The 26646-nt window shown below is 56.3% G+C and carries 22 protein-coding genes; 9 read left to right on the top strand and 13 right to left on the bottom strand.

Annotated elements, in window-relative coordinates; all coding sequences use genetic code 11:
- The first annotated feature begins 234 nt into the window (after nt 1–234).
- The 4 genes from AC13CY_RS08985 to AC13CY_RS08970 all read left to right on the top strand — a co-directional run bounded on the left by AC13CY_RS08985 (nt 235) and on the right by AC13CY_RS08970 (nt 3124).
- Nucleotides 235–912, top strand: a complete 678-nt coding sequence (locus AC13CY_RS08985) for a TetR/AcrR family transcriptional regulator (RefSeq protein ID WP_044628292.1) — start codon at nt 235–237, stop codon at nt 910–912.
- Nucleotides 890–1405 carry a L,D-transpeptidase gene (locus AC13CY_RS08980; protein WP_172514518.1) on the top strand — a complete coding sequence of 172 codons (516 nt, stop codon included), beginning with the start codon at nt 890–892 and terminating at the stop codon, nt 1403–1405. Before AC13CY_RS08985 ends, AC13CY_RS08980 begins: the two co-directional genes overlap by 23 nt.
- 82 nt (nt 1406–1487) lie before the next feature.
- Complete coding sequence (gene nagZ, locus AC13CY_RS08975) at nt 1488–2498, top strand: beta-N-acetylhexosaminidase (protein ID WP_172514517.1); 1011 nt, start codon at nt 1488–1490, stop codon at nt 2496–2498.
- Between the two features lie 47 nt (nt 2499–2545).
- Complete coding sequence (locus tag AC13CY_RS08970) at nt 2546–3124, top strand: hypoxanthine-guanine phosphoribosyltransferase (RefSeq protein WP_054640851.1); 579 nt, start codon at nt 2546–2548, stop codon at nt 3122–3124.
- A 12-nt stretch (nt 3125–3136) separates the two neighbouring features.
- On the opposite strand, the gene ppsR is transcribed toward AC13CY_RS08970, so the two are convergent.
- Complete coding sequence (gene ppsR / locus AC13CY_RS08965; RefSeq protein ID WP_044628288.1) at nt 3137–3970, bottom strand: posphoenolpyruvate synthetase regulatory kinase/phosphorylase PpsR; 834 nt, start codon at nt 3968–3970, stop codon at nt 3137–3139.
- A gap of 236 nt (nt 3971–4206) precedes the next feature.
- On the opposite strand from ppsR, the gene ppsA reads away from it, so the two are divergent.
- On the top strand, nt 4207–6591 hold the full coding sequence (gene ppsA, locus AC13CY_RS08960; RefSeq protein ID WP_089675310.1) for a phosphoenolpyruvate synthase: 2385 nt from the start codon (nt 4207–4209) through the stop codon (nt 6589–6591).
- Nucleotides 6592–6742: 151 nt separating this feature from the next.
- On the top strand, nt 6743–8530 hold the full coding sequence (gene ggt, locus AC13CY_RS08955) for a gamma-glutamyltransferase (RefSeq protein ID WP_172514516.1): 1788 nt from the start codon (nt 6743–6745) through the stop codon (nt 8528–8530).
- A gap of 15 nt (nt 8531–8545) precedes the next feature.
- On the opposite strand, the gene AC13CY_RS08950 is transcribed toward ggt, so the two are convergent.
- The 3 genes from AC13CY_RS08950 to acnB form a co-directional block, all read right to left on the bottom strand.
- The gene (locus AC13CY_RS08950) at nt 8546–10489 is read right to left on the bottom strand and encodes a glycerophosphodiester phosphodiesterase family protein (RefSeq protein WP_172514515.1); all 1944 of its coding nucleotides are present in this window, start codon (nt 10487–10489) and stop codon (nt 8546–8548) included.
- A gap of 6 nt (nt 10490–10495) precedes the next feature.
- The gene (gene rraA, locus AC13CY_RS08945; protein ID WP_044628284.1) at nt 10496–10990 is read right to left on the bottom strand and encodes a ribonuclease E activity regulator RraA; all 495 of its coding nucleotides are present in this window, start codon (nt 10988–10990) and stop codon (nt 10496–10498) included.
- Nucleotides 10991–11140: 150 nt separating this feature from the next.
- Entirely contained in the window at nt 11141–13744 is a 2604-nt protein-coding gene (gene acnB / locus AC13CY_RS08940) for a bifunctional aconitate hydratase 2/2-methylisocitrate dehydratase (protein ID WP_172514514.1), read from the bottom strand.
- 525 nt (nt 13745–14269) lie between these two features.
- Here acnB and AC13CY_RS08935 point away from each other — a divergent pair.
- Complete coding sequence (locus AC13CY_RS08935; protein ID WP_044628282.1) at nt 14270–14926, top strand: MiaE family protein; 657 nt, start codon at nt 14270–14272, stop codon at nt 14924–14926.
- A 29-nt stretch (nt 14927–14955) separates the two neighbouring features.
- The gene (locus AC13CY_RS08930; RefSeq protein ID WP_483052472.1) at nt 14956–18861 is read left to right on the top strand and encodes an ATP-binding protein; all 3906 of its coding nucleotides are present in this window, start codon (nt 14956–14958) and stop codon (nt 18859–18861) included.
- Nucleotides 18862–18865: 4 nt separating this feature from the next.
- Here the strand turns inward: AC13CY_RS08930 and AC13CY_RS08925 are convergent, their stop codons facing one another.
- The 4 genes from AC13CY_RS08925 to queC are packed head-to-tail and all read right to left on the bottom strand — an operon-like array spanning nt 18866 to nt 21349.
- The gene (locus AC13CY_RS08925; RefSeq protein ID WP_044628280.1) at nt 18866–19147 is read right to left on the bottom strand and encodes a YkgJ family cysteine cluster protein; all 282 of its coding nucleotides are present in this window, start codon (nt 19145–19147) and stop codon (nt 18866–18868) included.
- Complete coding sequence (locus AC13CY_RS08920; protein ID WP_172514512.1) at nt 19144–19977, bottom strand: 6-carboxytetrahydropterin synthase; 834 nt, start codon at nt 19975–19977, stop codon at nt 19144–19146. The genes AC13CY_RS08925 and AC13CY_RS08920 overlap by 4 nt, the downstream gene beginning before the upstream one ends.
- Nucleotides 19977–20639 carry a 7-carboxy-7-deazaguanine synthase gene (gene queE / locus AC13CY_RS08915; protein ID WP_044628278.1) on the bottom strand — a complete coding sequence of 221 codons (663 nt, stop codon included), beginning with the start codon at nt 20637–20639 and terminating at the stop codon, nt 19977–19979. The genes AC13CY_RS08920 and queE overlap by 1 nt, the downstream gene beginning before the upstream one ends.
- Nucleotides 20639–21349 carry a 7-cyano-7-deazaguanine synthase QueC gene (gene queC / locus AC13CY_RS08910; RefSeq protein ID WP_062360364.1) on the bottom strand — a complete coding sequence of 237 codons (711 nt, stop codon included), beginning with the start codon at nt 21347–21349 and terminating at the stop codon, nt 20639–20641. Before queC ends, queE begins: the two co-directional genes overlap by 1 nt.
- Before the next feature lie 204 nt (nt 21350–21553).
- Between queC and AC13CY_RS08905 the strand changes: the two genes are divergently transcribed.
- On the top strand, nt 21554–21970 hold the full coding sequence (locus AC13CY_RS08905) for an SRPBCC family protein (protein WP_172514511.1): 417 nt from the start codon (nt 21554–21556) through the stop codon (nt 21968–21970).
- Nucleotides 21971–22004: 34 nt separating this feature from the next.
- Here AC13CY_RS08905 and AC13CY_RS08900 read toward each other — a convergent pair whose 3' ends face one another.
- The 5 genes from AC13CY_RS08900 to AC13CY_RS08880 form a co-directional block, all read right to left on the bottom strand.
- Entirely contained in the window at nt 22005–22244 is a 240-nt protein-coding gene (locus AC13CY_RS08900; protein ID WP_083026489.1) for a DUF2789 domain-containing protein, read from the bottom strand.
- Nucleotides 22245–22344: 100 nt separating this feature from the next.
- Entirely contained in the window at nt 22345–23415 is a 1071-nt protein-coding gene (locus AC13CY_RS08895; RefSeq protein ID WP_483052471.1) for an asparaginase, read from the bottom strand.
- Nucleotides 23416–23445: 30 nt separating this feature from the next.
- Nucleotides 23446–24648 (bottom strand): MFS transporter, encoded by a 1203-nt coding sequence (locus AC13CY_RS08890; RefSeq protein ID WP_044628274.1) that lies wholly within the window; start codon nt 24646–24648, stop codon nt 23446–23448.
- A gap of 10 nt (nt 24649–24658) precedes the next feature.
- The gene (locus tag AC13CY_RS08885; protein ID WP_172514509.1) at nt 24659–25159 is read right to left on the bottom strand and encodes a hypothetical protein; all 501 of its coding nucleotides are present in this window, start codon (nt 25157–25159) and stop codon (nt 24659–24661) included.
- 76 nt (nt 25160–25235) lie between these two features.
- Nucleotides 25236–26492 carry a DEAD/DEAH box helicase gene (locus AC13CY_RS08880; RefSeq protein ID WP_044628272.1) on the bottom strand — a complete coding sequence of 419 codons (1257 nt, stop codon included), beginning with the start codon at nt 26490–26492 and terminating at the stop codon, nt 25236–25238.
- Nucleotides 26493–26646 lie beyond the last annotated feature (154 nt).

Below are 26646 nucleotides of genomic sequence, written 5' to 3'. Positions count from 1 at the left end.
AACGGGCCGTCAGCACCGATCAGCACGGTGGGTTTTGGCAATAACGGGCTTGCGAAAGCCAACTTGCACGGGGCGAATGATCAAAAAGTGCTCGCTGGCGGTGATAGGGAAAGTGTCGGCGCCGGCTTCACGGATTCAGGTGTCCAGTTAACGCTTACTACCAGAGATTGAGCCAGCAGGGGTTATGACATAGTATTCAGCTATGTTTAAAACACCTGTTTTTTGGAGGGCGCTATGGCCCAATCGGATACGGTAACGCGTATTTTAGATACTGCAGAGGTACTGTTTGCAGAGCGAGGCTTTGCCGAGACGTCGCTGCGCAATATCACCAGCAAGGCCCGGGTTAATTTGGCGGCCGTGAACTACCACTTTGGTTCCAAAAAAGCGCTAATTCAAGCGGTGTTTTCCCGCTATCTCGATCCATTTTCAGAGCGCTTTCACACCGCACTGGACGAGCTAGAAGCTCACTATCAAGGCCAGCCTATTCCTCTAGAAGTGCTGTTAGAGACCATGGCCACTACGGTACTGGCAGTGCCCGCCGAACGTAATAGCCTGAAGGTATTTATGCGGCTCCTAGGGTTAGCCTACAGTCAGGCGCAAGGGCATCTGCGTCGCTACATTCAGCAGCAGTATGGCGATGTATTTACCCGTTTTACCGAGCTGGTGCGTAAAGCCACGCCTGAGCTGCCGGACGCCGAGCGCTTTTGGCGGCTACACTTTATGCTAGGCACAGTGATATTTACGCTCTCGGGACTGGATGCCCTGCGTGATATTGCTGCAAAGGATTATCAAGAGCAGGTGACGGTGCGTGACCTTGTGCGGCGGCTACGTCCAGTCGTTGTTGCTGCGATGAACGCGCCGCTACCGGCTGCGGTTGAAGAGGGAAACCATGGCAACGCCCAGGCTAGCTGAATTACCGCCTTCCCAATCTGGTTGGGTGGAGATTGACACCCAGCGGCAGCGGTTGCGCTGGTGGCAGGGAAAGGAAGTGAACTATGAGTGCGCGATCTCCACTGGGGTTGCTGGCGTAGGGCAGCAAGAGGGTAGCGGCCAAACACCGCTGGGCTGGCACTATGTCCGTGCGTCTATCGGCAAGGACTTGCCTGATAATGCGGTATTTCGTGGTCGCCGATGGACTGGCGAAGTATTTTCGCCTGAATTGGCGACCAATTACCCTGAGCGAGACTGGATTCTAACGCGCATTATGTGGCTCTGCGGGCTGGAGCGCGGCGTTAACCGCGGCGCTGACGTGGACTCCCAGCGGCGCTACATTTATTTGCACGGCACGCCTGAAGACCAACCGATGGGTGTGGCTGCCTCTCACGGCTGCATCCGCCTGCGAAATCACGATTTACACTACCTGTTTGCACACGCCCAACCCGGTACGCCGGTTTGGTTGCATTAAGCCCACTTCCGGGCGTCCTGCCAGAATTTTGACACGCTAAGCGGTTAGTCTAAAATGGCGCCCTTTTTGTCGGATCCTCCCCATGACGCAACCCATTGGCCCGGTCATGCTTGACCTAGAAGGGCCGCAGTTATCCAACGCTGAAAAGACATTGCTAAAAGACCCTGCGGTGGGCGGCGTTATCCTGTTCGCCCGTAATGTCGAAGATGCGTACCAAGTGCGGCAGCTCTGCAGCAGTATTCGTCGTGTGCGTGGTGATCTACTGCTAGGTATTGACCAAGAGGGCGGTCGAGTCCAGCGGATCAAAAAAGGGGTGACCAACCTGCCCGCCATGGCGCGAATTGGCGATCTGTATGCCAGCGACCCAGTAGCAGGGCTCACCTTAGCCAAAGACACAGGCTGGCTGCTGGGGATGGAAATGGCCGCCTGTGGGTTGGATATGAGTTTTGCGCCAGTGTTGGATGTTGAGAGCGGTATCTCCAGCGTCATTGGCGACCGTAGTTTCAGCAGCGATCCAGAGCATGTCGCCCAACTAGGGCGCGCCTTTATCGAAGGCTTGCATGAAGCTGGCATGGCGGCAGTTGGTAAGCATTTTCCTGGCCATGGCGGAGTGGCGGCGGATTCCCATATTGCGCTGCCAGTGGATGAGCGACCTCTGGCCGAGCTGAAAGCCCGAGACCTCGTGCCGTTTCGCGAGTTAGCGGGTGTGTTGAACGGTGTCATGCCTGCCCACGTGACTTATTCAGCGTTTGATACTCGCCCTGCAGGGTTCTCACCCAACTGGTTAGGCATGCTGCGTGAATCATTGGGGTTCAAAGGGTGTATTTTTTCCGATGATTTAAGCATGACGGGGGCGCATGAGGCAGGCGGCCCGGCTGAGCGTGCCAAAGCGGCGCTGGCCGCTGGCTGCGATATGTTGCTGATCTGCAATGACCGAGCGGCAGCCATTGAGGTGCTAGAGGCCTGCCAAGGGGTGGTGAATAAACGGCCTGCCAAGCTGCGTTACGGCCGTGCTAGGCCTGAACTGGATGCACTGGCTGCACTCGGCCGTTGGCGCCGCACGCATGCCAAGCTCGAAGCGCTAGCGAATTAATTCCATTTTTATACCGTTTTCTTATTAGATGTTTTTGGAGAAGTAGCATGTCCAAGTTGGATAAAGAAGCGCTTGAATCGTTAGATTCTATGCGTGAGTTGATGGATAACGCCGACTGCCTGATTTCACAAGAGCAGGTTGAGCGAGCGTTGGATCGCATGGCGGAAGAGATCACGCGAGACTTGGGCGACAAGCTACCGGTGTTTTACTGCGTTATGAATGGCGGGCTCATTACCACGGGGCATCTGCTGACGCGTCTTGGTTTTCCGCTGGAAGTGGACTATTTACATGCGACCCGTTACCGCAACGAGCTGCGCGGCGGTGAGCTTTTCTGGCGCGTATCGCCTGAAATTCCCATGGCGGGCCGACATGTAGTGATTGTTGACGACATCCTCGATGAAGGCGCAACCCTAGCGGCCATTCTGGAATACTGCAAAGAAGCCCAGGCGGCCAGTGTGACTACCGCAGTGTTGGTCGACAAGCAGCACGACCGCAAAGCCGTTCCGGGATTAAAAGCAGATTACTGCAGCCTAGAAGTGGCCGACCGTTACGTGTTTGGTTTTGGTATGGACTACAAAGGCTACTGGCGTAATGCCCCTGGAATTTTTGCTCCCAAGGGCATGTAAGCTAGCGCAATCCTAGCGGGGTGAGAACCGCCTCGCTAGGCCGGTTTCCGCAATCATGCGCGTAGAGATCTCTTCTATTGAAAATCGCGTCGTATCAATAAACGGAATATGCATTGCCCGGTACAGCGATTCTGCCTGCTCTACTTCTTGTAAGCACTGATCCATCGAGCTATAGCGGCTATTGGGGCGGCGTTCATTACGAATGGCCGAGAGTCGGCGTGCATCAATGGTAAGGCCAAACAGCTTGTGCCGATGAGGTGCCAGCGCTTTGGGTAGCTTCAAGCTGCCATCTTCATCCAGGTCATCTTCGGTGAGCGGATAGTTCGCGGCGCGAATGCCGAACTGCAGCGCCAAGTAGAGTGAGGTCGGCGTTTTACCACAGCGGGAAACCCCCACTAGAATAATATCGGCTTTGTCGTATTGGTGGGTGCGTGCTCCATCGTCGTTATCGAGTGCAAAGTGAACCGAGTGGATGCGATCCATATATACGTCGTCGCTACCGATGGAGTGTGTTCTGCCGACGCTGTAGGAAGAGTGCGTTTCCAGCTCCTGCTCAAGGGGTTCTAGAAACGTCGAAAAAATATCGACCTTAAACCCCGACGCTTGGCGGATAACGTTACGAATCTGTTGATCCACAATCGTATCAATGATAATCGGTCTACAGCCATCGCGTACGGCGGTCGATTCGATAATCTGTGCCAGTGCCTGTGCTTTTTCAACCGTATCAATATACGGTTTAGTCAGCATATTGATCTCCACATCACTGAACTGCGCTAAGAGACTGCGCCCTAAGCTTTCTGCGGTGATGCCGGTGCCATCCGAAATAAAGAAAGCTGTTCGTTTCATAACCTGATCCGCCAGTCTGCCATGTTCATAGATAAGCTATTGTGTGCTGTGCAAACGATGAGCACAACGCCTAGTCGATACTACATAAAACGCTAATTTTGTGTATTTGTTGTAAAAATCCTCCACTCCCTTCGCTGTTAGACCAATGGCGAATACGCTGCCGCAGTGCTAGGGTGACAACGTCTATTAGTGTCGTCCCAACGGGTCGTAACGAAGTCTAAAAGCGAGGGGGTTGCGTGGAAGAGTACATTCTGTGGTTCGATCAGCTAGGTATGGCAGACGTCGAACGCGTGGGTGGTAAAAACGCTTCGCTTGGCGAAATGATTTCCAATTTATCGGGTGTAGGCGTCACGGTGCCAGGCGGCTTCGCGACCACTGCTCACGCATACCGCGAGTTTCTCTCTCACGAAGGTCTGAACGACCGCATTAATGACAAGCTTGCTCGTTTAGATGTCGATGATGTCAAAGCACTGGCTGAGGCAGGAAAAACGATTCGTCAGTGGATCATTGATACACCGCTGCCGCCTGGCTTTGAAGCCGCGCTTCGCGATGCCTACGAACAGCTCCAAACGCAACATCCAAGCCTCAAAGTAGCCGTGCGCAGCTCCGCCACGGCGGAAGACCTTCCCGATGCCTCCTTCGCTGGGCAGCAGGAAACCTTCTTGAACATTGAAGGTTTTGCCAATATCAAACATGCGGTGCATGAAGTGTTTGCCTCGCTGTTTAACGATCGCGCCATCTCCTACCGTGTGCATCGTGGCTACGCCCACGAGAATGTTGCGCTGTCAGCGGGCGTTCAAAAGATGGTGCGCTCTGAAACCGGCGCATCAGGCGTTATGTTTACCCTGGATACCGAATCTGGCTACCGTGATGCCGTTTTTGTCACGGCCTCTTGGGGGCTGGGCGAAACCGTGGTGCAGGGAGCCGTCAATCCTGACGAGTTCTATGTTCACAAGCCCACCCTGGCTGCCGGCCGTCCGGCGGTGCTGCGCCGTACGTTAGGGTCCAAGTTGATCAAGATGGTTTACGGCCAAGATGCCAGCGCCGGTAAATCTGTTGAAACCGTTGACGTGCCTTTCAAAGACCGTGGCCGCTTCTGCATCAACGATGAGCAGGTGATGGATCTTGCTCGTCAAGCAGTGACCATTGAGCAACACTACCAGCGCCCGATGGATATTGAGTGGGCATTGGATGGCGATGACGGCAAGCTCTATATCGTTCAAGCGCGCCCTGAAACCGTCGTGTCACAGCAGGAGGGCGGTAAGCTTGAGCGCTTCCAACTGCGTGAGAAAGGGCGCACGCTGATTACTGGCCGTGCCATTGGCCAGCGTATCGGCCGCGGGGCAGTTAAGATTGTCCTCAGCCCAGACGAGATGGACAAAATTCAAGAAGGCGACATCTTGGTCACCGACATGACGGACCCAGATTGGGAGCCCATCATGAAGCGCGCCTCGGCAATCGTGACTAACCGTGGTGGGCGTACCTGCCACGCGGCGATTATTGCCCGGGAATTGGGCATTCCTGCGGTGGTTGGCTGTGGCGATGCGACCACGCAGCTACAAGAAGGCATTGACGTTACGGTTTCGTGTGCGGAAGGGGATACCGGCCACGTTTATGAAGGGTTGCTGGCTTTTGACTGCAACGTGTCCAGCGTTGATTCCATGCCGGAGATTCCGTTTAAAATTATGATGAACGTGGGCAACCCGGATCGCGCTTTCGGTTTCGCTAGTTTGCCCCATGCAGGCGTTGGCTTGGCGCGTCTTGAATTCATCATCAATCGCATGATTGGTGTGCACCCGAAAGCGCTGCTTGAGTACGATACGCTGCCTGCGGATCTTCAGCAGGTGATCGATCTACGTACTGCTGGTTACGCCGACCCGGTGAGCTTTTACGTCGATAAATTAGTTGAAGGGATCTCTACGCTAGCGGCAGCTTTCCATCCACAGCGTGTGATTGTCCGTCTATCGGATTTCAAATCCAACGAGTATGAAAACCTGATAGGCGGTAAGCTCTACGAGCCCGGTGAAGAGAACCCTATGCTGGGTTTCCGTGGGGCTTCTCGCTATATCTCCGAGGCATTTCGTCCTTGTTTCGAGCTCGAATGTCGCGCGCTGAAACGTGTGCGTGACGACATGGGGCTGACCAACGTCGAAATCATGGTGCCGTTTGTGCGCACCACGGATGAAGCGCGTGAAGTAGTCGATCTGCTAGCGGCTAACGGTTTGCAGCGTGGCGGTGATGAGCACCCTGATGGTTTGAAGGTCATCATGATGTGTGAATTGCCTGCCAACGCGCTATTGGCGGACGAGTTCCTCGAGTATTTCGATGGCTTCTCCATTGGCTCGAATGACCTTACCCAGTTAACGCTGGGCTTGGATCGAGACTCGGGCATCGTGGCGCACTTGTTTGACGAACGTAACCCCGCGGTGAAAAAGCTGCTGGCCATGGCTATTAAGGCCTGTAAAGAGAAAGGTAAGTACGTGGGGATCTGCGGCCAAGGCCCTTCGGACCACCCGGATCTTGCCAAGTGGTTGATGGAGCAGGGCATTGACTCCGTGTCACTCAACCCCGATGCAGTGCTGGAAACGTGGTTCATGTTGGCGGGGGAAACTATTGCTTAGCCTCCTTCAGCTTGATTAGCGTGCTTGCTATTTTGCGCCTGGCCATTGTGCCGGGCGCAGTCGTTTTATAGGCTACGCTATTGCTTGAGCGCTCAAAAGGCGGTTACGCCTTGGTGATTCACGTCTGAGACACGGTTTAAGGAGAAAGGTTATGCTGCCAAAAAGGGCACTCTCACTCACTGGTTTACTGCTGGTGCCAATGGTGAGTTGGGGGTTTGGTTACGAAACACCCTCCATTACACCGGAAGTAGGGTCAGGCTTTGAGGAGAAGCCGGGATGGGCGGCAGACTCCTTCGCGGTGGCGGCGGCTAACCCGCTGGCTACCGACGCGGGCTATCAGGTGCTCAAGGCTGGGGGGAATGCCATTGATGCGGCGGTCGCCGTACAAATGGTATTAACTCTGGTGGAGCCGCAATCCAGTGGGATTGGTGGCGGCGCATTTTTGATGCACTTTGATGGTGCTGATGTACAGGCTTATGATGGCCGTGAAACGGCGCCTGCCGCCGTAACCGGCGAGCTGTTTATGGAAGATGGCGAGCCGCTGCCTTTTATGGAAGCGGTCGCCAGCGGGTTGTCGGTGGGCGTGCCCGGTACCTTGCGTATGTTGGAACAGGCCCATGCTGAGCACGGCCAGTTGGCTTGGCAAGAACTCTTTACCCCCGCGATTACACTGGCGGAAGAGGGGTTCGCGGTGAGCCAGCGGCTGCACACCAGCCTGGCTAATGACGAATATCTGCGCGAAAACGACCTGGCTCAAGCGTTTTATTACTCCGCCGATGGAGAGCCCCTGGAAGTGGGCACCACACTAAAAAATCCTGCCTTAGCCGCTATTTTGCGTCGCATTGCAGAAGAGGGCAGCGCAGCCTTTTATGAAGGTGAGGTCGCGGAGGATCTCGTTGAGCAGGTGCAATCGCATCCGGTTCGACCCGGTAAGATCTCGCTTGATGACATCAGTGGTTACCAATCTCTTGAGCGTGAGCCGCTATGCACCCCCTGGCAGCAGTGGGAAGTGTGCGGGTTTCCTCCTCCCTCTTCTGGCCATCTAACGATCATGCAAATTCTCGGTATGCTGGACCAGCAACCGCTGTTGGAGGCGCCGCTGGAAAATGGCGTGACCAGTAGTGGCTGGCTGCATCAATTTCTAGAAGCCTCGCGGCTGGCGTTTGCTGACCGGGGCCGCTACATCGCTGACCCTGACTTTGTCGAGGCACCGGGCGGTGACTGGTCGCTCATGCTAGCGCCTGACTACCTTGGTAAACGCAGCGAGCTAATCGGTGAAGAGAGCATGGGTGAGAGCGCCGAACCGGGCAATCCAGGTGAATTGACCGTTAGCTTTGCCAGCCAGCCCGAGCAACCTGAGTATGGCACCAGCCATATCAGCATTGTGGATGCCGATGGCAATGCGATTGCGATGACGACCACCATTGAGCAAGCCTTTGGTTCGCGTATTCTGGCGGATGGCGGCACTGACCTGCCTGGCGGCTATTTATTGAATAACGAGCTGACGGATTTCTCTTTTGCTCCTGAGGTGGACGGGCAGCCGGTGGCTAACCGAGTGGAGCCTGGTAAGCGGCCACGCTCTAGTATGAGCCCCACCTTGGTATTTGATCAGGAAACCGGTGCGTTGGTGGCGAGCCTCGGCTCCCCTGGTGGCGCCGCGATCATCCACTATACTGCTCGGACATTGGCAGCGATGCGCGATTGGGGGTTGAACGCTCAGGAAGCGCTGAGTCTTCCCCATGCGATTACGTTGGGTGGTGATGTTTACTTAGAGGAGGGGCGCTTCCCTGAAGAGATCATCGAATCGCTGCGTGAGCGGGGTCACAGCGTGAGCGAACGTGAGCTCACGAGCGGCCTTCAGGCGATTCGGCGATTGGAGGATGGCACACTGTTTGGTGGTGCCGACCCGCGTCGGGAAGGCGTCGTGATGGGTGAGTAAACGACGCCCCGACTGTTACTGACGTAACCAGTTGCGTAGCTTGACCAACAGAAGACCGCCGTCGCTTAGCGCACGGCGGTCTTCTGTTAAGGCGTGCAAGCGATCAGGATAATCGGTAATGATGGCATCAACGCCGAGGTCAATCAGTGCCGACATGCGCGCCCGATCGTTGACCGTCCAGGCATGAATCTCGTAACCGAAAAGCGCCGCCAGGCGCACCTCTTGGGCGCTAATGCGGTTATGCCGCAGGCCTAATGCATCAAATTGGCGTCGGTCTAGGGTGCCTGGAAGAATGAGCTGTGCTAGCAGAGTAACACGCAGCCCCGGGGCCTGTTGCTTGATGTAGCGCACCAGTGCAGGCGACGTGGTCGCCAGACGCATATCCATCAGCGCGTTAGGAAAGCCGCAGGCCGTCACGGCTGTTAGTGCTTCTTGCTGGGTGGCCCAGCAGCGATAGCGTATGTCGCTTTCCTGCCCCAGTGCATCGATGACTGCTTGTGCCAGCCTCTCTTCTTGACCCGGCAGGGCTTTCATATCGATCATCAGCGATGCGCGCCCGCGGACGGCGGCCAACGCTTCATCCAGCCCCGCTATGCGCTCCCCTTGAAAGGCGTCGCCAAACCAACTACCCACATCAAACTTGCTGAGTTCGCTACGGGTGAGGTCGCCAAATTCTCGAGGATCACTGGTGAGGCGGGCGAGCGTTCGGTCGTGATAGAGCATGACCTGATTATCGGCACTCAGGCGAACATCCAGCTCTACGGCGTCAGCGCCATCCTCCAGCGCTTGAGACACGGCAGCAAGGGTGTTTTCCGGTGCCACCATGGAGCTTCCGCGATGGGCGATGATGGCCACGTTATCGCGAATCTCAAAACTGTTAAGAATCCACCACGCCTGTAGCCCTGCGAGCAGCAGCACGCTAAGTTCAATCGCCCATGCCATGCGTCCAGGGTGGGCATCGTGGGAAGGCGGCGCAGGGCGTGGTTCATGATGGGCCAGCTGTAAGTAGAGGCAGGCGGACAGCAGAGCGTTAGTAGCAATACCAAGGAAAGTGATGGTGAGTGTTACCAGCACATAGCCGGTTAAATAGGCCAGCATCGCTGGAATCAGCACCGTGTTGTGCTCTGGTAGCCACCACAATAAGGGCGTGACCAGCGTGTCAAACAGCCATGTGGTAATAATGGGTAAGCTAATAATGATCAGTAGCAGGGTGAGCACAGCCACTCCAATAGAGCGGTGCCAGCCACGTGTTAAATAAACGCTTCGCGTGAGTGCTTGATACGGTGAGCAAGATTCCAGCGACACTAGTGGCAGTGCCAGCAGCCAGCGCAGATACAGCCACGCTGCTAAGATCATCCAGATAACCACCAACGGTGTCGCGCAAGCTAAAAAGTACCACAGCACAGGAGGGCGAATGCGCTGCAAATAGTAGGGGTCGACACCGCTAAGCCATAGATCGTATAGCCAGGTAAGCGCCATCATAAAAGGGGCAAGCAGCAATAGGTGAGCCCCGACCTGGAGAATCACCAGCACCGCCAGAGCGGGAAGCCGTCGTGTGCTCAACCAGAGCGCCTCGAACGCTAGCCGGTAATGGTTATCTTTTGGCCGGACAGCCACTTGCAACATGCCAGCCTGCTGCCAGTAAATGAGTAAAAACGTAAAGCCAAGGCCCACCAGCATGACCAATAGCCCTAATGGGCTGAAGAGCAGCGCTAAGAGTGCATCCGTGGTGACCACCGTGCGGTTTAGCTGTGCCAAAAAGCGTTGCGATACCCAGGCAACGGCCGGTACCAATAAGGCAGAGGCCAGTAGGGTAAACAGCAAGTGATAAGCTATGAGCGGACGGAGGTGATCTCGGAGAGTGCGAAGAAGGGCGTTGCCTAATTGAGTGAGCGGCTGCATAGTCACAAAAGTGTCAGAGTGAAGCATCAGGGTGGCACTAACTGCCACCCTTGACAAGCGGGATTAGGAGAGCTTTAAGGGCTGCTCGGCGATGATAATGCCGTTATTATCAGCATACAGCCACTGGCCAACTCTTAAAGTAACGCCCGCAAACGTTACGGCGATATCCCGCTGGCCTTCGCCGCGCTTTTCGCTTTTACGCGGGTGGCTGCCGAGTGCCTGCACGCCTAAAGGAAGCGTGGCCAAAATGTCGACATCTCTCACGCAACCGTACATCAATACGCCTGCCCAACCATTTTGCGCTGCCTGCTCTGCCAGCATATCGCCTAACATCGCGCAGCGATGAGAGCCGCCGGCATCCACAACCAGTACGGCACCTTCGCCAGGCTCCGCCACAGCCTGTTTGACCATTGAGTTATCTTCGAAGCACTTTACCGTGCGAATTGGGCCATAAAAGCTGTCGACACCACCGAAGTTAGCAAAGAGGGGCTCTAGCACCTCTACGTCGGGGTAAGCGTCGCATAGATCGGGGGTGACCACTTGGGTTGTCGTTGTCATGAGTTACTCCTATGGTTACAGCGCTATGTTCACAGCGTCATAAAAAACGCCCCAACCTCAATAGGAAGGGGCGTTCTGTCATCGGCTCAGCGAGGGATTACCCAGGCTGCGATGTTGCGAGCATCGGCGATGGGTCGGTGCCACTGGCGATTAAGCCTCTTGGGCTACCGGAATCACGTTCGAGGCGATTTTTTGATACTCCTCGATTTCGTGGAAGTTCATGTAACGATAGATCTCGCCTGCCATGGCGTCAAACTCACCCATGTAACGCTGATACTCATCAACGGTCGGCAGACGACCTTCTACAGCAGCAACCGCTGCTAGCTCTGCCGAGGCGAGGTAAACATTTGCACCATCGCCCAGACGGTTCGGGAAGTTACGTGTAGACGTGGACACCACAGTGCTCTTCGCTGCAACGCGTGCCTGGTTACCCATACACAGTGAACATCCCGGCATTTCCATGCGGGCGCCTGCACGGCCATAGATGCCGTAGTAACCCTCTTCGGTCAGCTGGTGCTGATCCATTTTGGTCGGTGGCGCAAGCCACAAGCGGGTTTTCAGGCTGCCCGCAGGCTGTTTTTCGAGCAATTTACCTGCCGCGCGGAAGTGACCAATGTTGGTCATGCACGAACCGATAAACACCTCGTCGATTTTCTCACCGGCAACATCAGACAGTAAGCGGGCGTCATCCGGGTCGTTCGGGGCGCAAAGAACCGGCTCTTTAATGTCAGAGAGGTCGATCTCGATGACTTCGGCGTACTCGGCGTCTTTGTCGGCGCGCATTAGGCTCGGGTTGGCCAGCCACGCTTCCATGCCTTCGATACGACGGCTGATGGTGCGCTCGTCGCCGTAGCCATTAGCAATCATCCACTTCAGCAGCGTGATGTTGGATTTCAGGTACTCGGTCACGCTCTCTTCAGACAGCGTAATGGTACAGCCAGCGGCGCTACGCTCAGCGGACGCGTCGGAAAGCTCAAATGCCTGCTCAACGGTGAGGTCTTCCAGGCCTTCGATCTCCAGCACGCGACCAGAGAAGGCGTTTTTCTTGCCGGATTTCTCGACGGTCAGTAGGCCTTGTTTGATGGCGTACAACGGAATGGCGTGAACCAAGTCGCGCAGGGTGACGCCCGGCTGGCGCTTGCCTTTGAAGCGCACCAGAACGGATTCCGGCATGTCCAGCGGCATAACGCCCGTAGCAGCGGCGAAGGCCACCAGGCCAGAACCGGCAGGGAACGAAATGCCCAGCGGGAAGCGGGTGTGGGAGTCACCGCCAGTACCCACGGTGTCCGGCAGCAGCATGCGGTTCAACCAGCTGTGGATGATACCGTCGCCGGGGCGCAGCGAAACGCCGCCACGGTTCATGATGAAGTCCGGCAGGGTGTGGTGAGTGTCTACGTCAACCGGTTTCGGATAAGCCGCCGTGTGGCAGAAGGACTGCATGACCAGATCGGCTTGGAAACCAAGACAAGCAAGATCTTTCAGCTCGTCGCGGGTCATCGGGCCAGTGGTGTCCTGGGAGCCTACGGTGGTCATCTTCGGTTCGCAGTACATGCCGGGACGAACGCCGTCCATGCCGCAAGCCTTACCCACCATCTTCTGCGCTAGCGTAAAGCCTTTGCCGGTATCGGCCGGCTGATCGGGCAGTCGGAAAACGTCTGAAGGCGCCAAGCCTAGCGACTCGCGCGCTTTACCGGTCAGGCCACGGCCGATGATCAGCGGGATACGGCCACCGGCGCGCACCTCGTCGAGGATCACCTGGGTCTTGAGTTCGAAGGTGGTCAGTACCTCGTCGGTGCCGTGCTTGCACACTTTGCCTTCATAGGGGTAGACGTCGATCACGTCGCCCATCTCGAGTTTGGAGACATCCATCTCGACGGGCAGGGCACCGGCGTCTTCCATGGTGTTGAAGAAGATCGGGGCGATCTTGCCGCCGAAGCAGAAACCGCCGGCGCGCTTGTTGGGCACGTAGGGGATGTCGTCGCCGAAGAACCATAGCACGGAGTTGGTGGCCGACTTGCGCGAGGAGCCAGTGCCGACCACGTCGCCCACGTAGGCGACCGGGAAGCCCTTGGCCTTCACTTCCTCGATCTGCTTCAGCGGGCCGGTGGTGCCGGGCACTTCAGGAACGATGCCTTCGCGCTCGTTCTTGAGCATGGCGTTGGCATGCAGCGGAATGTCGGGGCGCGACCAGGCGTCCGGCGCGGGGGAGAGGTCGTCGGTGTTGGTCTCGCCCGGCACCTTGAAGACGGTGAGAGTGATCTTCTCGGCCAGTGCTGGCTTGGAGAGGAACCACTCGGCCTCGGCCCAGGACTGCATGACGTCCTTGGCCACCGTGTTGCCGGCCTTGGCGCGCTCTTCCACGTCGTGGAAGGCATCGAACATCAGCAGGGTGTGCTTGAGCTGTTCGCCGGCCTCCTTGGCGAGCTCGGCATCGTCCAGCAGCTCGACCAGGGTGGAGATGTTGTAGCCGCCCTGCATGGTGCCGAGCAGTTTGACCGCGTGAACTTTATCGATCAGCGGAGAGGTCGCTTCCCCTTTGGCAATGGCCGTCAAGAAGCCAGCTTTGACGTAGGCGGCCTCATCAACACCGGGCGGAACGCGGTTGGTGATCAGGTCAAGGATGAATTCCTCTTCACCCGCCGGGGGCGCTTTGAGCAGCTCAATTAAGGCGGCGACTTGCTCGGCGGTTAGGGGCTTAGGTGGGACGCCCTCTGCGGCGCGTTCCTCGACATGTTGGCGGTAAGCTTCAAGCACGTTGGGGCCCTCTCATCTTCTTAGTAGTGATGAATCAGTGGTGCCGAACGACTACTAGCACGGTGGGTGAAGCGTTCGGACACGTGACATACGCTTGACAAACAGCGTCTGGTGGATGGGCGGGATTCTACGGGAAACTGTCGACAATGTTAAGAAGCCAAGCTAAGTGCCTGCTTGTACTTTATGCTGAGGCGCTGATATTGAGCTCCTTTCTTGCGGCTTTTTTAGTTAATGTGCCCAAAATCTGAAAGTTTTTTACCAGCAGGGGTGTTTTGAGGTAAGCGCGGGTGTGATTATTGTGATGCCGCGTTACCATAGGCATACGGATTAATTCGTTATTAAGTAACGTAGTGAAGTGGTTTAGGCGGTGTGCGGAGCGCCAAATAAGCTGGGCTTATATATTAGAAATATGCTATATGAGAATTGAGGCGCCATTAAATAAGTGGCCTTCGGATAGCTAGGGAGCAAACGCCAACGGCGTTTATATGTTATACAATAGTGAGATAAACGCTCGGTAGCGGTATTATGTCTATACGATTAATGGCACTAAAAACAGCAGATCACTCCCTTTCAGCGGATGATTTGCTACCAGAAAGTCTGCATCAGTTTCTTGCCTGCCCAACGCCTGATGCGTGGTTGCAGTGGGCGCTTGCCAATCCTGAAACGCTGCTGATTGACCATGCGCAGTGTGAGAAGAAGGCGGCTTCCACCGCGATGAGTTTGCTTTACCGCTATGTCGATCAGCCGCTTTTATTAAGCAAAATGTCTCAGCTTGCCCGCGAAGAGCTGCTGCACTTTGAACAAGTGGTGGGCCTGATGGAAAAGCGTGGTGTGGCCTATCATCACCTCACTGCCTCGCGCTATGCCGAGGGGCTGCGCAAACATTTACGCAGTAACGATCCTGAGCGCTTAATCGATGTACTGATTATTGGCGCATTAATTGAGGCACGAAGCTGTGAGCGCTTTGCCCGCCTTATCCCTTACTTAGACGAAGAACTGGCGAAGTTCTACCGCACGCTGGTGAAGTCAGAAGGGCGCCATTTTGAAGATTATCTGCTGTTGGCGCGTCAACAGACCGCTGAGCCGATTGATGACCGTATTGCCTTCTTTGTCGCACGTGAAGCGGAGCTGATGACGACTCCGGATACGGCGTTTCGTTTCCATAGCGGCGTGCCCGCCTAAGTCGCTGCTAGTTAGGCGGGATGTGTATCATGCGCGATGCTCAACAGACAGACCAGCTGACCTTGTTTGGTCACTTCTCCTTAACCCAGGGGGAGGATGTACTCACTCATTTCAATTACGACAAAGTTAAGGCCCTGTTGGTGTATCTTTTGTTGCATCGCCAGCCGGTCAATCGTGCGGCACTGGCTGAGCTGCTCTGGCCAGACCAGGGGCTTTCGTCAGGTCGTACCAACTTGCGCCACGCGTTGCACTGCCTGCGTCAGTCCATGGGTGATAACGCCGATCAGGTATTGAACGTATCGCGACAGACTATCGCCTTTCATTTACCTGCCCACTGGCAGGTAGATCTACATGACCTGCAGCAGTTGCTAGAAGGCCCCAAGGATTTAGAAACCCTTGAGGAGGTGATGTCATGCTACCAAGGCGATCTAATTGAAGAGTTGCAGTTGGCAAGTTGCAGCGAATTTCAGCGTTGGCTAGTGCAGGTGCGCAATGAGTGGCGTCAGCGGGTGATCCGGTTTGCCGAGCAAGTGCTTGAGGCTCATGACGAAACGCCAGACGAGATGCTGGAAGGCCTGGTGAGCCGCTTTTCAGGCTATGGGCCTTTCCATGAACGTTTGGTGCGTCAACTGGCCGAAAAAAATCAAATGGCCGCTGCTCATGAACAGTACAACAGCTATTTGCAGTTGCTCGCGCTGTCGGGCCAGCAGCCTGAGCCCGGTTTCTTACAGTTGGCCAGCTACTGGTCGGACGGCCACCACGACCCGCGAGCCATGTCGCCCCAGGGCGCTTTTTCTCGTGCACTGGCAGCCGATAGTAAGCCGCTGCGTGAAGATGAGATTGAGCTTCGCCAACTGTCGGTCATGGCGATTCGCTTACGTCTGAAAGGCGACTGGCAAGACCGGGCGGCAACTCGTAACTGTCTAGCGCTTCAGCTGGAACTATTGCGCTGGCTAGAGCAGCAGTGCCATCACTTAGGTGGCTTCTGGCTGCCTGGGGCCACCGGCGGTTTGGGACTGGCGTGTTTCGGCACCCACGGCCCTGCGCATCAGCTTGCCGAGCTGGTAGCGCTCTATGAACACTGCCGCCAAGCGCTGCCGCAGGAAACTCAGCGCCATTGGAGTGGGGAAGGGGAAGCGCCTTCGTTTGAGCTGGCGGCTGGGTTACATAGCGGCCGTGTGGTCTATCTGCCTGAACGCCAGTTGGCTGACCCGCTTGGCCAAGTCACACAGGACTCCCTTGAGCTAATGGGCGCTGCTGAAGGTAGTGAACTAGTGATTTCTCAAGAAGCCAGCCAGCACATGCCCCCGGCACTGGACCTGCAGCCGCGCTTGGTGTCGCGCTTGATGGCAAGCGATGGTCGAGTGCGCTTGCGGGCGCTGGTGTTAGGCCAGAATGAAGGCGGCCGGGATGCGCTGCCGCCCAGTCTGGTCGGCCGCGAAACGTCTCTGCGTACGCTGCGTGATGCGCTGGCAAGAGCGGGTATCGGCTTAAGGCAAAGTGTCTTGGTGCGGGGGGCCTCAGGCATGGGAAAATCGGCGCTGATGGTTGGTTTTCGTCAGCTTGAACTTAGCCGCGACGCCGCTATCTGTTGGCAGCCAACCACACGCTTGTCGGTGTTAGAGCCTTACGGGGTGGCCCGTTCTCTCTTGGCGTGGCATCTAGGCACCACGCCTACTCAAGCAGCATTGCATGAGTTGCAGGCATCGTTGGGTGATACAGCGCTAGACGATGCTCGCCAACAGCTGTTGGAAGAGGCGCTGGGGGTCAGGGACGTTCAGGAAATTACTCAGCTTACCCAAAGCGGGGAAGCGGTAGAGTTGATTGTGAAACTGCTGCACCGCCTGATCGACCAGCGCGCTGGCACCCAGACTCTCGTCTTGATGGTTGATGACCTACAGTGGTTGGACGAACCCTCCTTCAAAGTATTGGCCGGTTTACAAGCTCGACTGCCCATCAACACGGCCTTCATGCTGGTGGCCAGTCATCACGGTCGTGAAGCGCTACCAGTGAAGCTGCATTGGGATCAGCAAATTACCCTCGGCAAGCTCGATGCGCTGCAGTCCTCTCGGCTGCTCTCCCAGCTATCGCGCCGCTATCGTATGCATTTAAGCCCTCGACTGCGTAACCAAATTATTGAGCGATGCGATGGCGTGCCGCTCTATATGCAGGAGATTTGCCGTCGCCTGGATATGGATCGTCGCGAAGGGCGTAGTGTTCAGTTCGATGAATTGCCCAAAGGGCTGCTTGGCCTGCTGGCCAGCCGTATCGATCAGCTGGAAGGGGATCGGGAAATTGCCCATATTGCGGCGGTGCTGGGCAAACGCTTCCGCCTCGACTTCCTGGCTGAATGCAGTGGCTGGGATAAAGCGCGGATTTCTCAAGCCGTAGAGCATATGCGCCTGCTGGAAATTATTGAGCCGGTTGATAAAGAGAGCGGCGAGCACGAGTACCAGTTTAGCCATCAGCTACTACAAGAAGCGGCTTATCTCTCCTGCCCTCGGGATGTACGGGTCAAGCTGCACCAGCAGGTCGTTACGCTGATTGAGGAGCGTTTCCCTGTGTGGATCAGCCGTCATCCGGGGGATTTCGCCACCCATCTGCGCCGCAGCGGCCACTACGCTCGAGGCGCGCGCTATTTCGAACTGTCTGCCCGTGAAGCGCTGAAGGTGAGCGCGAACCGTACGGCGCTGCGGATGGCCGACTTCGGTTTGGCCAGTTTGCGCCACGTTGACCATGAAGTGGAGCGTGAGGTCAGCCTACTTACCGTGCGTGGGCAGGCAGCGTTTGCGCTGGAAGGCCATGGCTCGCCCACTGCCCACGAAAGCTTTGTGCGCGCCCGGGAGCTGCTGCGTCAATCCGGTGGTGATTCGCCGGACGACCCGGAAGATTTAGAACAAATTTTCCTAGTCAAGTGGGGGCTGTGGGTAGGCCGCAGCCAGCGCTACGCCCATGCCGATGCGTTTGCACTTGCCTCTACCTTGGCGGATATTGCCGAGCGTCTGGAAGACCCGCGCTATCGCCGTTTGGCCGACTATGCCCGGGCGCACTGTGAGTACTGGGCCGGACGAATTCAGCAGGCCCATGACCACCTGGATGAAATCGACCCGCTCAATGCGCAAATGATGATCGAGTGGCTGCCCTTCTCGGATCACCCGCAAGTGACAGCTGCCTGCTTCCAGGGCTGGGCACTCTGTTTACGTGGCGACTATCAGCGCGCCGAGCGTCACGTCTCGTCAGCCATCCGTCTTGCTGAGAAAATTGGTCATCCGGGAACGCTTGCCATGGCGTTAATGTTTGCCGCAGCGCTCTATCGCCAATTAGGGCATGTGCATCTTGCGGCACGCCATGCTGAGCGCGCGGCCGCCATGACGGGCACGCCGGACCTTCAGCTGTGGCAACTCTCCGCCCAAGGTGTGTTGGGTTGGCAGAGGGCCATGGCGGGGGATCACGCTGGTTTAGTTCAATTAAGAGATAGTCTGGACCAGATGGCTGAGCTGAATGGGCGAGATCGTTTCCAGCGCCCCGTCCTTTGGTACTCAGATGCCTGTATTGAACTTGGCGAGTTAAAGGCCGCCGAGGAGTATCTGGATCAATGTTTGGTGATTGCCCGAGAGCGCACCACGCTCTTTTTGCCCGAGTTGGCGACTCAACTGGCCAGAGTGCGTGACTTGCTGGGGCACCCGGCCAGTGAAGTAAAGGCGCTTGCCGAAATGGCGATTGTGCAGTCACGGGAACACGGCAACCGCCATCAAGAGTTAGCGGCCTTGGAGCTTTGGCTTACGCGGATTTCACCCCATGATCAGCAGGCAAAAGAGGCGTTCCGTCGCCTATTGAGCGAGGTTAGCCACAGTGATGCACCGGTGCTGGTGCGCTGGGTTAGCCTACTGGGTCGCCGTTTGCCCCACTCGCTGAGTGCTGAAAACGAGGCTTAAACGTTTAGCGAGTGCTCTCTTCTAGCCACGACAGCGTGGCGAGCGCCTCATCGCGGTGCTCGCCACACACGGTGGGGTCATAATCGAACTGCCCGCACACCATCGGGCGCAGCGGGCTGCCAAACAGCGTGCATAAGTTGTTGGCGTCGAGTTGAACGCAGCGCACCCCCGCCGGTTTGCCCTCGGGCATTCCGGGTATCGGCGATGTAATAGACGGAGCTATACAGCAAGCGCCGCAGCCTGCTCGGCATGTGGCGCTGCTGTCACTGGTGATCAACTCACTCATGGGCTCGCTTGTGCTGTCGCGCCTTTGTCGATTCCTTCAAAGGCGTATACGTGAGTGGCGATCCCCGTTTGCTTGGCGATCTGATCGGCCAGCCAGAGGGCAATATTTTCTACCGTCGTGGGCTTTGGCAGCACGCTACAGCGCTCAGATGGCAAGGTGATTGAGAAGCTGCCTTGGGCTGCTTCATAGCGGCAGGTGAGCTGTGACTCGCTATGCTCTGCTATATCTGCCTCTTCCAAAAGATAACGATTATCCAGCCACGCTCCCCATTGCTGTTCCAACTGCGGCTGTCGCTGTTGTTCCTGGAAGATATGCAGGCGAGAGCGATGCCCGTGGGCAATGCGCTGGCAGTTACCCGAATGACGTTTTAATCCATGGCTATAGCCATAGGCAGCACCATTGATAAGCTCATCGCTTAGCGTGAGCGTCACGCGTTCAACATTGGCTGGCCGCTGCTCGGTGAGTTGGGCGCTGAGGTGCTGAGTCACCCGTTCTAGAGTGATCGATGCCCAGGGAAGTAGGGTAAATGCCTCTGTCGGTCCACGAACTTCCATCACGTAGGGTGTGGTGGTGCGAATGCAGAGTCCTTCATCGCATTCGCGGACCTCAACACCGGGTGCTTGGGTGGGCACCAGTAGGGTGTGGTCCAGTCCGCTATCCAGGGTGCGTTTGATCCACGGCTTTACTTCACCGAAGTCGAACAGCATTCCGTCCTCGCCTAGTTCACCCTCTAGTTGAGCATCCACTTGCCAGCTACAGCCAACCAACCCTTTCGTGGGGCACCAAAGAGAGACATCGATATGGGTCAGATGATTAACAAATAGCGCCATTACTCGAATCCTGCGATTTTGTGCGTTTGCAGTGACAGCCGCCACTGTGGGTTGGCCATGCAGTACGCGGTGGTGGCCTGAACGGTCGCTGCGCCGTCGGTGGCAATACTCTTTTGAGCGACGGCACTGAGATCCATCGGCTGTAAAAAGAAGTGGCTAAAGGCGAGGTGAGAAAACTGCTCCGGTGGCGCATCGGCCTGGGGGAAAACCAGTTTCAACTCATCGCCTTGGGTGATCGCTAGCGGGTTGCTACCCTTAGGGCTAACGCAGAGCCAGTCAATGCCCGCAGGAGCGGGCACCGTACCGTTGGTTTCCACTGCCACTTCGAAGCCTTCGCTATGCAGCGTGGCAATGAGCTCGGTATCGAGCTGTAGCAGCGGTTCGCCGCCGGTAAATACCACGTATGGCACGGCGTTGTTAGCTTCCTGAGGCCACAGCGCTTTGATGTGTTCTGCCAGCGCCTGGGCTGTGTTAAACCGGCCGCCATTAACTCCGTCGGTACCGTTAAAGTCGGTGTCGCAAAAGGTACATTTTGCGTTCGCTCGATCTATTTCCCGGCCTGACCAAAGATTACAGCCTGTAAAACGGCAGAACACGCTGGCACGACCTGCCTGGGCGCCTTCACCCTGTAAGGTGTAGAAGGCTTCTTTAACGTGATACATCAGTGCGCCACCTGTGAAGTGTCGATGGCGTAGTCGAGAGGATCGACGCTGTGGTTAGCCGCAAAGGCGGCCAACCGCTCGCGACAGCTACCGCACTGGCCGCAGGCGAGCTGCTGGCCTTCGTAGCAGGTCCAGGTATGGCGGTAATCCAGGCCCATGGCGAGCCCATCACGCAGGATGTCGGCTTTGCTGGAGGCCAGATAAGGGGCATGGACGGTGACGGGTTCGAAGTTGGCAATCTGCGCTACATCGTTCATGGCTTCGACGAAGGCCGGGCGGCAGTCGGGGTAAAGCATGTGATCGCCGCCGTGCGCGCCATAATCCACGCGGTTGGCACCGATATTGACTGCCTTGGCAATGGCCAACGACAGCAGAATCATGTTGCGATTGGGCACCACGGTGCTGTGGAGCGAGTCGGCATCGTACTCCCCTTGAGGCATGGTCAACGCAGCGTTGGTCAATGCCGAGTTGTCGATCAGCCCGTGGATGGCGCGAATATCGACGACCTGATGAGGGATGGCCAAGGACTCACATACCTGACGTGCAACGTCCAGTTCACGACGGTGGCGCTGACCGTAATCGAAGGATAGCGCATGGACAGCGAGGCCCTCACGTAGCGCACGGTGAAGGACGGTATAGGAGTCCATGCCGCCGGAGTAGATGACGACGGTGGATGGCGCCTGGGCGCCGGATGATGCAGTGGATGACATGCTGGGTACTCATGGTCGGAGAATTTATGTCGTGCCTGCCCAAGCAGCAGGGCGGTGTTCCGGGGTCCGGTCCGGAAGGCGGGCAGTTTACGCAATAGCGATTAATCTGACCAGCATCTGCCGCGCTTGAGGTACTTCTCATTCGGTGTGTGGGTGGCTGGTTGCCATGTTAAGCTACTGGCTCTAGCCGTTAGGAAGATACTTATGGCCACTATAGAACATAGCGAAATCATCAAAGCGTCTCCGGAGCGAGTGTTTGATCTTCTGCGCCGCGTGGAGGATTTTGCCGATTATTCCGATCTTATCCATTCCATCGACAGCTTGGGTGAAAACCGTTACCGCTGGCATGTGAGAGCAGTGGGGATGGATTGGGCATTTGATGTTGCTGTTACTGAGATTGAGCCGCCCCATGTCTTGGCTTGGGAGTCGTTGGAGGGGGTGAAAAATCAGGGTCGCTATCAGCTGCGCGAAGTGCCTGAGGGGACGGAAGTAGCACTGACTCTGCAGTACGATATCCGCAACCGTTTAATGGAAAAAGCGGTAAACAAAGCGGCGAAACCATTAGTGGGAAAGGTCAGTCGGCAAATTCTTGAGCGTGTTGAATCGCGCTTAAATGGCTGAGCGCCGCCCATAGGCGGCGCTGAAGAGAGCGTTGTTAGACAGGTTTATGCATCGAGGCGTCAAGATGATCGACCACTTCTGCCCAATCGGCATCTTCCTGCACGGCTTCTTTTAGAAAATCAGCTTGGCCCTCATTCCAGCAGGGGGCGTCTGCCAGTGGCATCTCCTTGGGCAACGGTGAGTGCCGCTGAATAAAGCGTTCGATGGATTCAGCATCCGAGCGTAATCCTAACTGCTCAAATAGTTCGCTAAAGTGATGTACCGGTTGATCCATAAGTGGCTTCCTATCCAGTGGGTGGTTAATACACGTTAAGGACATTGTTTAACCATAGCGGGAATAAACCACTATGCCAGTGTAGTACTGGCTAGATCATTTAACGTTCGCCCACTAGCGTTGTTAAAAATCGTCGCCTCTGATCCTCTAATGAAATTGGTTGCGCTAACATATGCACCAGTTTGGTGTAGGCGGCCTCGGGCGTCATGTCATCGCCGGATAACACCCCAGCATCGGTGAGACCGTGCCCTGCTGCATAAGCCCCCATATGTACACGCCCTTGTGGGCATTGGCTGATGGCGGCGATGAGTTTGCCTTCTCCGGTCGCCTTGGCAATCACCTCTAGTAGTGCGGGGTTATCCGGTAAATTGCCTGCGCCCCATAGCTGTAGCAGCGCGCCTTTTACGTTTGGATGGCTAAGCCACGCCTCTAATTGCCAGGGCGCTATGCCAGGCCAGAGGGTAATGCGAACCACCTCGCCATTGGCGACAGGCTGGTAGTCCACCAGCTCAAAGCGCGGAGCCCCGCGCTGCTGGTAAGACAAGCCGCGGCTGGGGAACAGAATAAAGTCGTCGCCGATGCGCTCGCCCAGCAGTGGGTAGATGGGTGAGGAAAACGCCTCGACAGCCTCGCTGTGCTGTTTGATGGCGCGCGTGCCTCTGAGCAGGCGGTTGGCAAAATAAATGGCCACTTCCTGTAGTTCGGGATGGGTAGCAAATCGTAGGGCGCCGTAGAGATTTTGTAAGGCATCGCTGTTAGGAGCCTCTAGGGGAGCCATGGCACCCGTCAACACCACAGGCCTATCTAAGCCCTGCAATTGGTAGGCTAAGCTAGCGGCGGTCCAACTTAGCGTGTCGGTGCCGTGAATCACCACAAAACCACGATGCTCTGTAAAGCGCTCGGCGATGTCGGCGGCTAACTGCTGCCATGTCATTGGGGTCGCCGCGCTGGAATCAATCAGAGGTGAGTAGCTGATGACATCATAAGCAGGGAGCATTTGTTGGTCCCGCAACGGCAGCTGGCTCAGTGCTCTGGCCAAGCGTTCAGGAAAATCACCGGCAGGTGAGAGCCCGTTAGCCTGAGGCTGCATACCGATCGTGCCGCCGGTGTAAATCACAAGCAACCGCTCTTGGCTGCTTTGAGCATCTGCAAGGAGAGGAGCCTGGCTCATCGCTGTATCCTGTTGAAAGCTAAGAAGTGGTTAGCGGTGATATACCTGTAGTTGGCCGCTTTGGTCATCAAGCTGCCGTTTGCGTCCCGCAAAGAACGCAAAGCCGCAGCAAACGCCGATCAATCCAATCAGTAGCCAAGCAATATGCTGCGTGGTAGCACCGGCTTGGAGCATCAGACCAACCCCAAAGGGCCCCAATGCGGCCAGGGTATAGCCACCCCCTTGCACCAAGCCAGAAAGCTGGCCTGCAAGGCGTTCGTTTGCGGTTCGCAGTACCAATAAGCTTAATGCAAGGCTAAAACTTCCGCCCTGCCCAAGCCCCAGCAACACGGCACCGGGCCATCGCCATGCCAACGGAGCGGCTAACAACATGACAAGCCCTAAGGCTGTGCATACCAATACCAGCAGTAGGGCCGGGCGCTGGTCGTGATGCAATCGCGCAATCCAAGGCGCACTCAGTGCTGAGACCAGTTGGCACATAATGGAAACGGCCATCGTCCAGCCAGCGGTTGCCTCGCTGTATCCGCGCTCAATCAGAAGAGTTGGCAGCCAGCCGAAAACGATATATGCCATGGAAGATTGAATGCCCATAAAGAGCATCACCTGCCAGGTTAGCGGCTGCCTGAGTAGCGACACGAGGGGGATGCCGGTGGGCAGGTTAAGCGTTGGTTTTGGCGCAGGAGATGGTGCATAGCTGATCCATACGATGAGTGTAGCTAGTGCGAGCAGTGACCAACTGACTAGGCTGGCTTGCCAGTTGCCCAGCCACTGCATTAACGGCACGCTGAGCCCAGCGCCTAGAGCGCCCCCCAAGCAGAGTGCCATGGTGTAGAGCCCGGTGAGCAAATCCGCATTTTGAGGCAGCTCACGCTTGACTAGCGCGGGTAACAGCGTGCCCGCCAAGCCAATAGCACTACCGGCCATGGCGGTACCTAGATAAAGCAATCCAGGAAAAGGCAAAACCCGTAACAGCAAGCCGCTGGCCAGCAGGAGTAATGCGGCACTAAGTGCACGCTCACTCCCTATACGGTTGCCAATCATTGGTGCCAAGGGGGCGGTTAAGCCAAGAAAAAGAACGGGGAGCGTGGTTAGCAAGCCCGCCGCTGAGGCGGAAAGCCCCGCATTTTCTTGCAGCCGACTTAGCAGGGGGGCGACCGAGGACATGGCAGGGCGTAAATTTAGCCCCACCATAAACATCAGCAAAATGAATCGGCAAGCGTGGCGTGAGATCATGAAGCGGCGCTTATTTTAAGTAGGGGCGAAGGTCGCCTCGCACCGCATCTAGCAAGGTGATGAAGTGATAATCTTGCGTGGTATCCAAGCAATCAACACGTGCCTGGGTATGCATGCCTTTATTGATATCAAGCTTGTCGTAAATTTCCAGCGTTAGCTTGCGTGCCGGTTTATCACCTGGCGCGATGATGCCATCTTCTAGGGTAAAAGTTTCCAATAGTGTGACCCGAACGCGGGTGCTGTTGCCTTCGCTTAGTACGCGCCGTACAAATAACCAACCTTCACAGGGGAGTGAGGCGTTATCGCGTTCGCGTAAAAACAGAGTGCGATAACAGGCACCTTCGTTTGAGGCTTTTTCAGCCATGCTGCGATAGGCCTGCAAGACCTGATTAGCTGAGGCGCGGGCGTCCTCTAGGCGCTGAGAAATACCTTGATGCTCGCGGCTGAGTTGCTCCTGACGCTGAAAAGTCAGCCATTGACGATAATCTGCCATGAGTTGTGAAGACGCCATAATCACTCCATGAATTAATTCAGCAAAAACGCCGGAATAAGCGAGGCGCTACCTTCGCATATTCCGGGCGTTCGGGCTACCGGCGAGTGCGACGGCGGCGCTCGCCACCAGCATTGGCAGCTTGGCCGCCAGGCTTGCGGTTAGCCCTTGGCTGGCGCTGACCGCGGCGGCCATTCTCGATCGGTTCTGGCTTGGCATTGGGGTCTGGCTCAAAGCCTGGCTCAATATGTTTCGGCAGCGTTTGATTAATCAGGCGCTCAATGTTTTTGAGTAGGCCGTGTTCATCGACACACACCAAAGACACCGCTTCGCCATTGCTACCCGCGCGCCCTGTGCGCCCAATACGGTGGACATAGTCTTCAGCCACGTTGGGCAGATCGAAATTCACCACGTGAGGAAGTTCATTAATATCTAGCCCGCGTGCCGCAATATCGGTGGCTACCAGCACTTGTAGGTCGCCGCTCTTGAAAGCACCCAGCGCCCGAGTACGTGCTCCTTGGCTTTTGTTGCCATGGATCGCCATCGCGGGAATATCCTGCTTGGAGAGCTGTTCAGCGAGCCGGTTAGCGCCATGCTTGGTGCGGGTAAACACCAGCACCTGGAACCAGTTGTGGCGCTGGATCAGATGGGCCAATAGATCGCGTTTTTTGTCGCGATCAACGCGGTAGATGGCCTGCTCAATTTTTTCTGCCGTGGTGTTGCGTGGAGCCACTTCGATGAGGGCAGGGTTATTCAGCAGTTGCTGGGCCAGCGTTTGGATCTCGTTAGAGAAAGTGGCAGAAAACAGCAGGTTTTGGCGCTGTTTCGGCACCAGACGCAATAGCCGTTTGATATCGTGGATAAAGCCCATGTCTAGCATACGGTCGGCTTCATCTAACACCAGAATTTCAATGGCGGAGAGGTCGACATGCCCTTGCTGGTGCAAATCAAGCAAGCGCCCAGGGGTGGCTACTAGAATGTCCAGGCCGGCTCTTAAAGCGTCGACTTGGGGCTGTTGGCCCACGCCACCAAAAATAATGTGTGAACGTAGTGAGAGGTGCTGCCCATAAGCAGCCACGCTTTCCCCCACTTGTGCAGCCAGTTCGCGGGTGGGTGTGAGGACCAGTGCGCGAACCTGGCGTTTGCCAGGGCGTTTGCCATTTGCCAAGCGCTGTAGCATCGGTAGCGTAAAGCCAGCGGTTTTGCCGGTACCGGTTTGTGCGCTGGCAAGAAGGTCGCGACCTTCAAGAACGATGGGGATGGCCTGTTGTTGAATAGGCGTAGGCTGTGTATAGCCCTGCGCAGTTACCGCGCGCAATAAATCGTCATGCAGACCAAGATCAGAAAAACTCATGCGTTCTCCGCAATCGCATAGCAATCGGCGCCACTAGCTCGGCGGCGTTGCTAGGCGTAATGTTCAAAAAGCGAGGATGGTACACCGTCGCGGCAGCGAAGTTTGCCAGATAATACGCTGTGCCGCGACGGGCATTTATACGTCTTGTAACGCC

It is taken from the genome of Vreelandella sp. L-15 (assembly GCF_056857635.1).
This window is presented reverse-complemented; position numbering and strand designations above follow the sequence as displayed.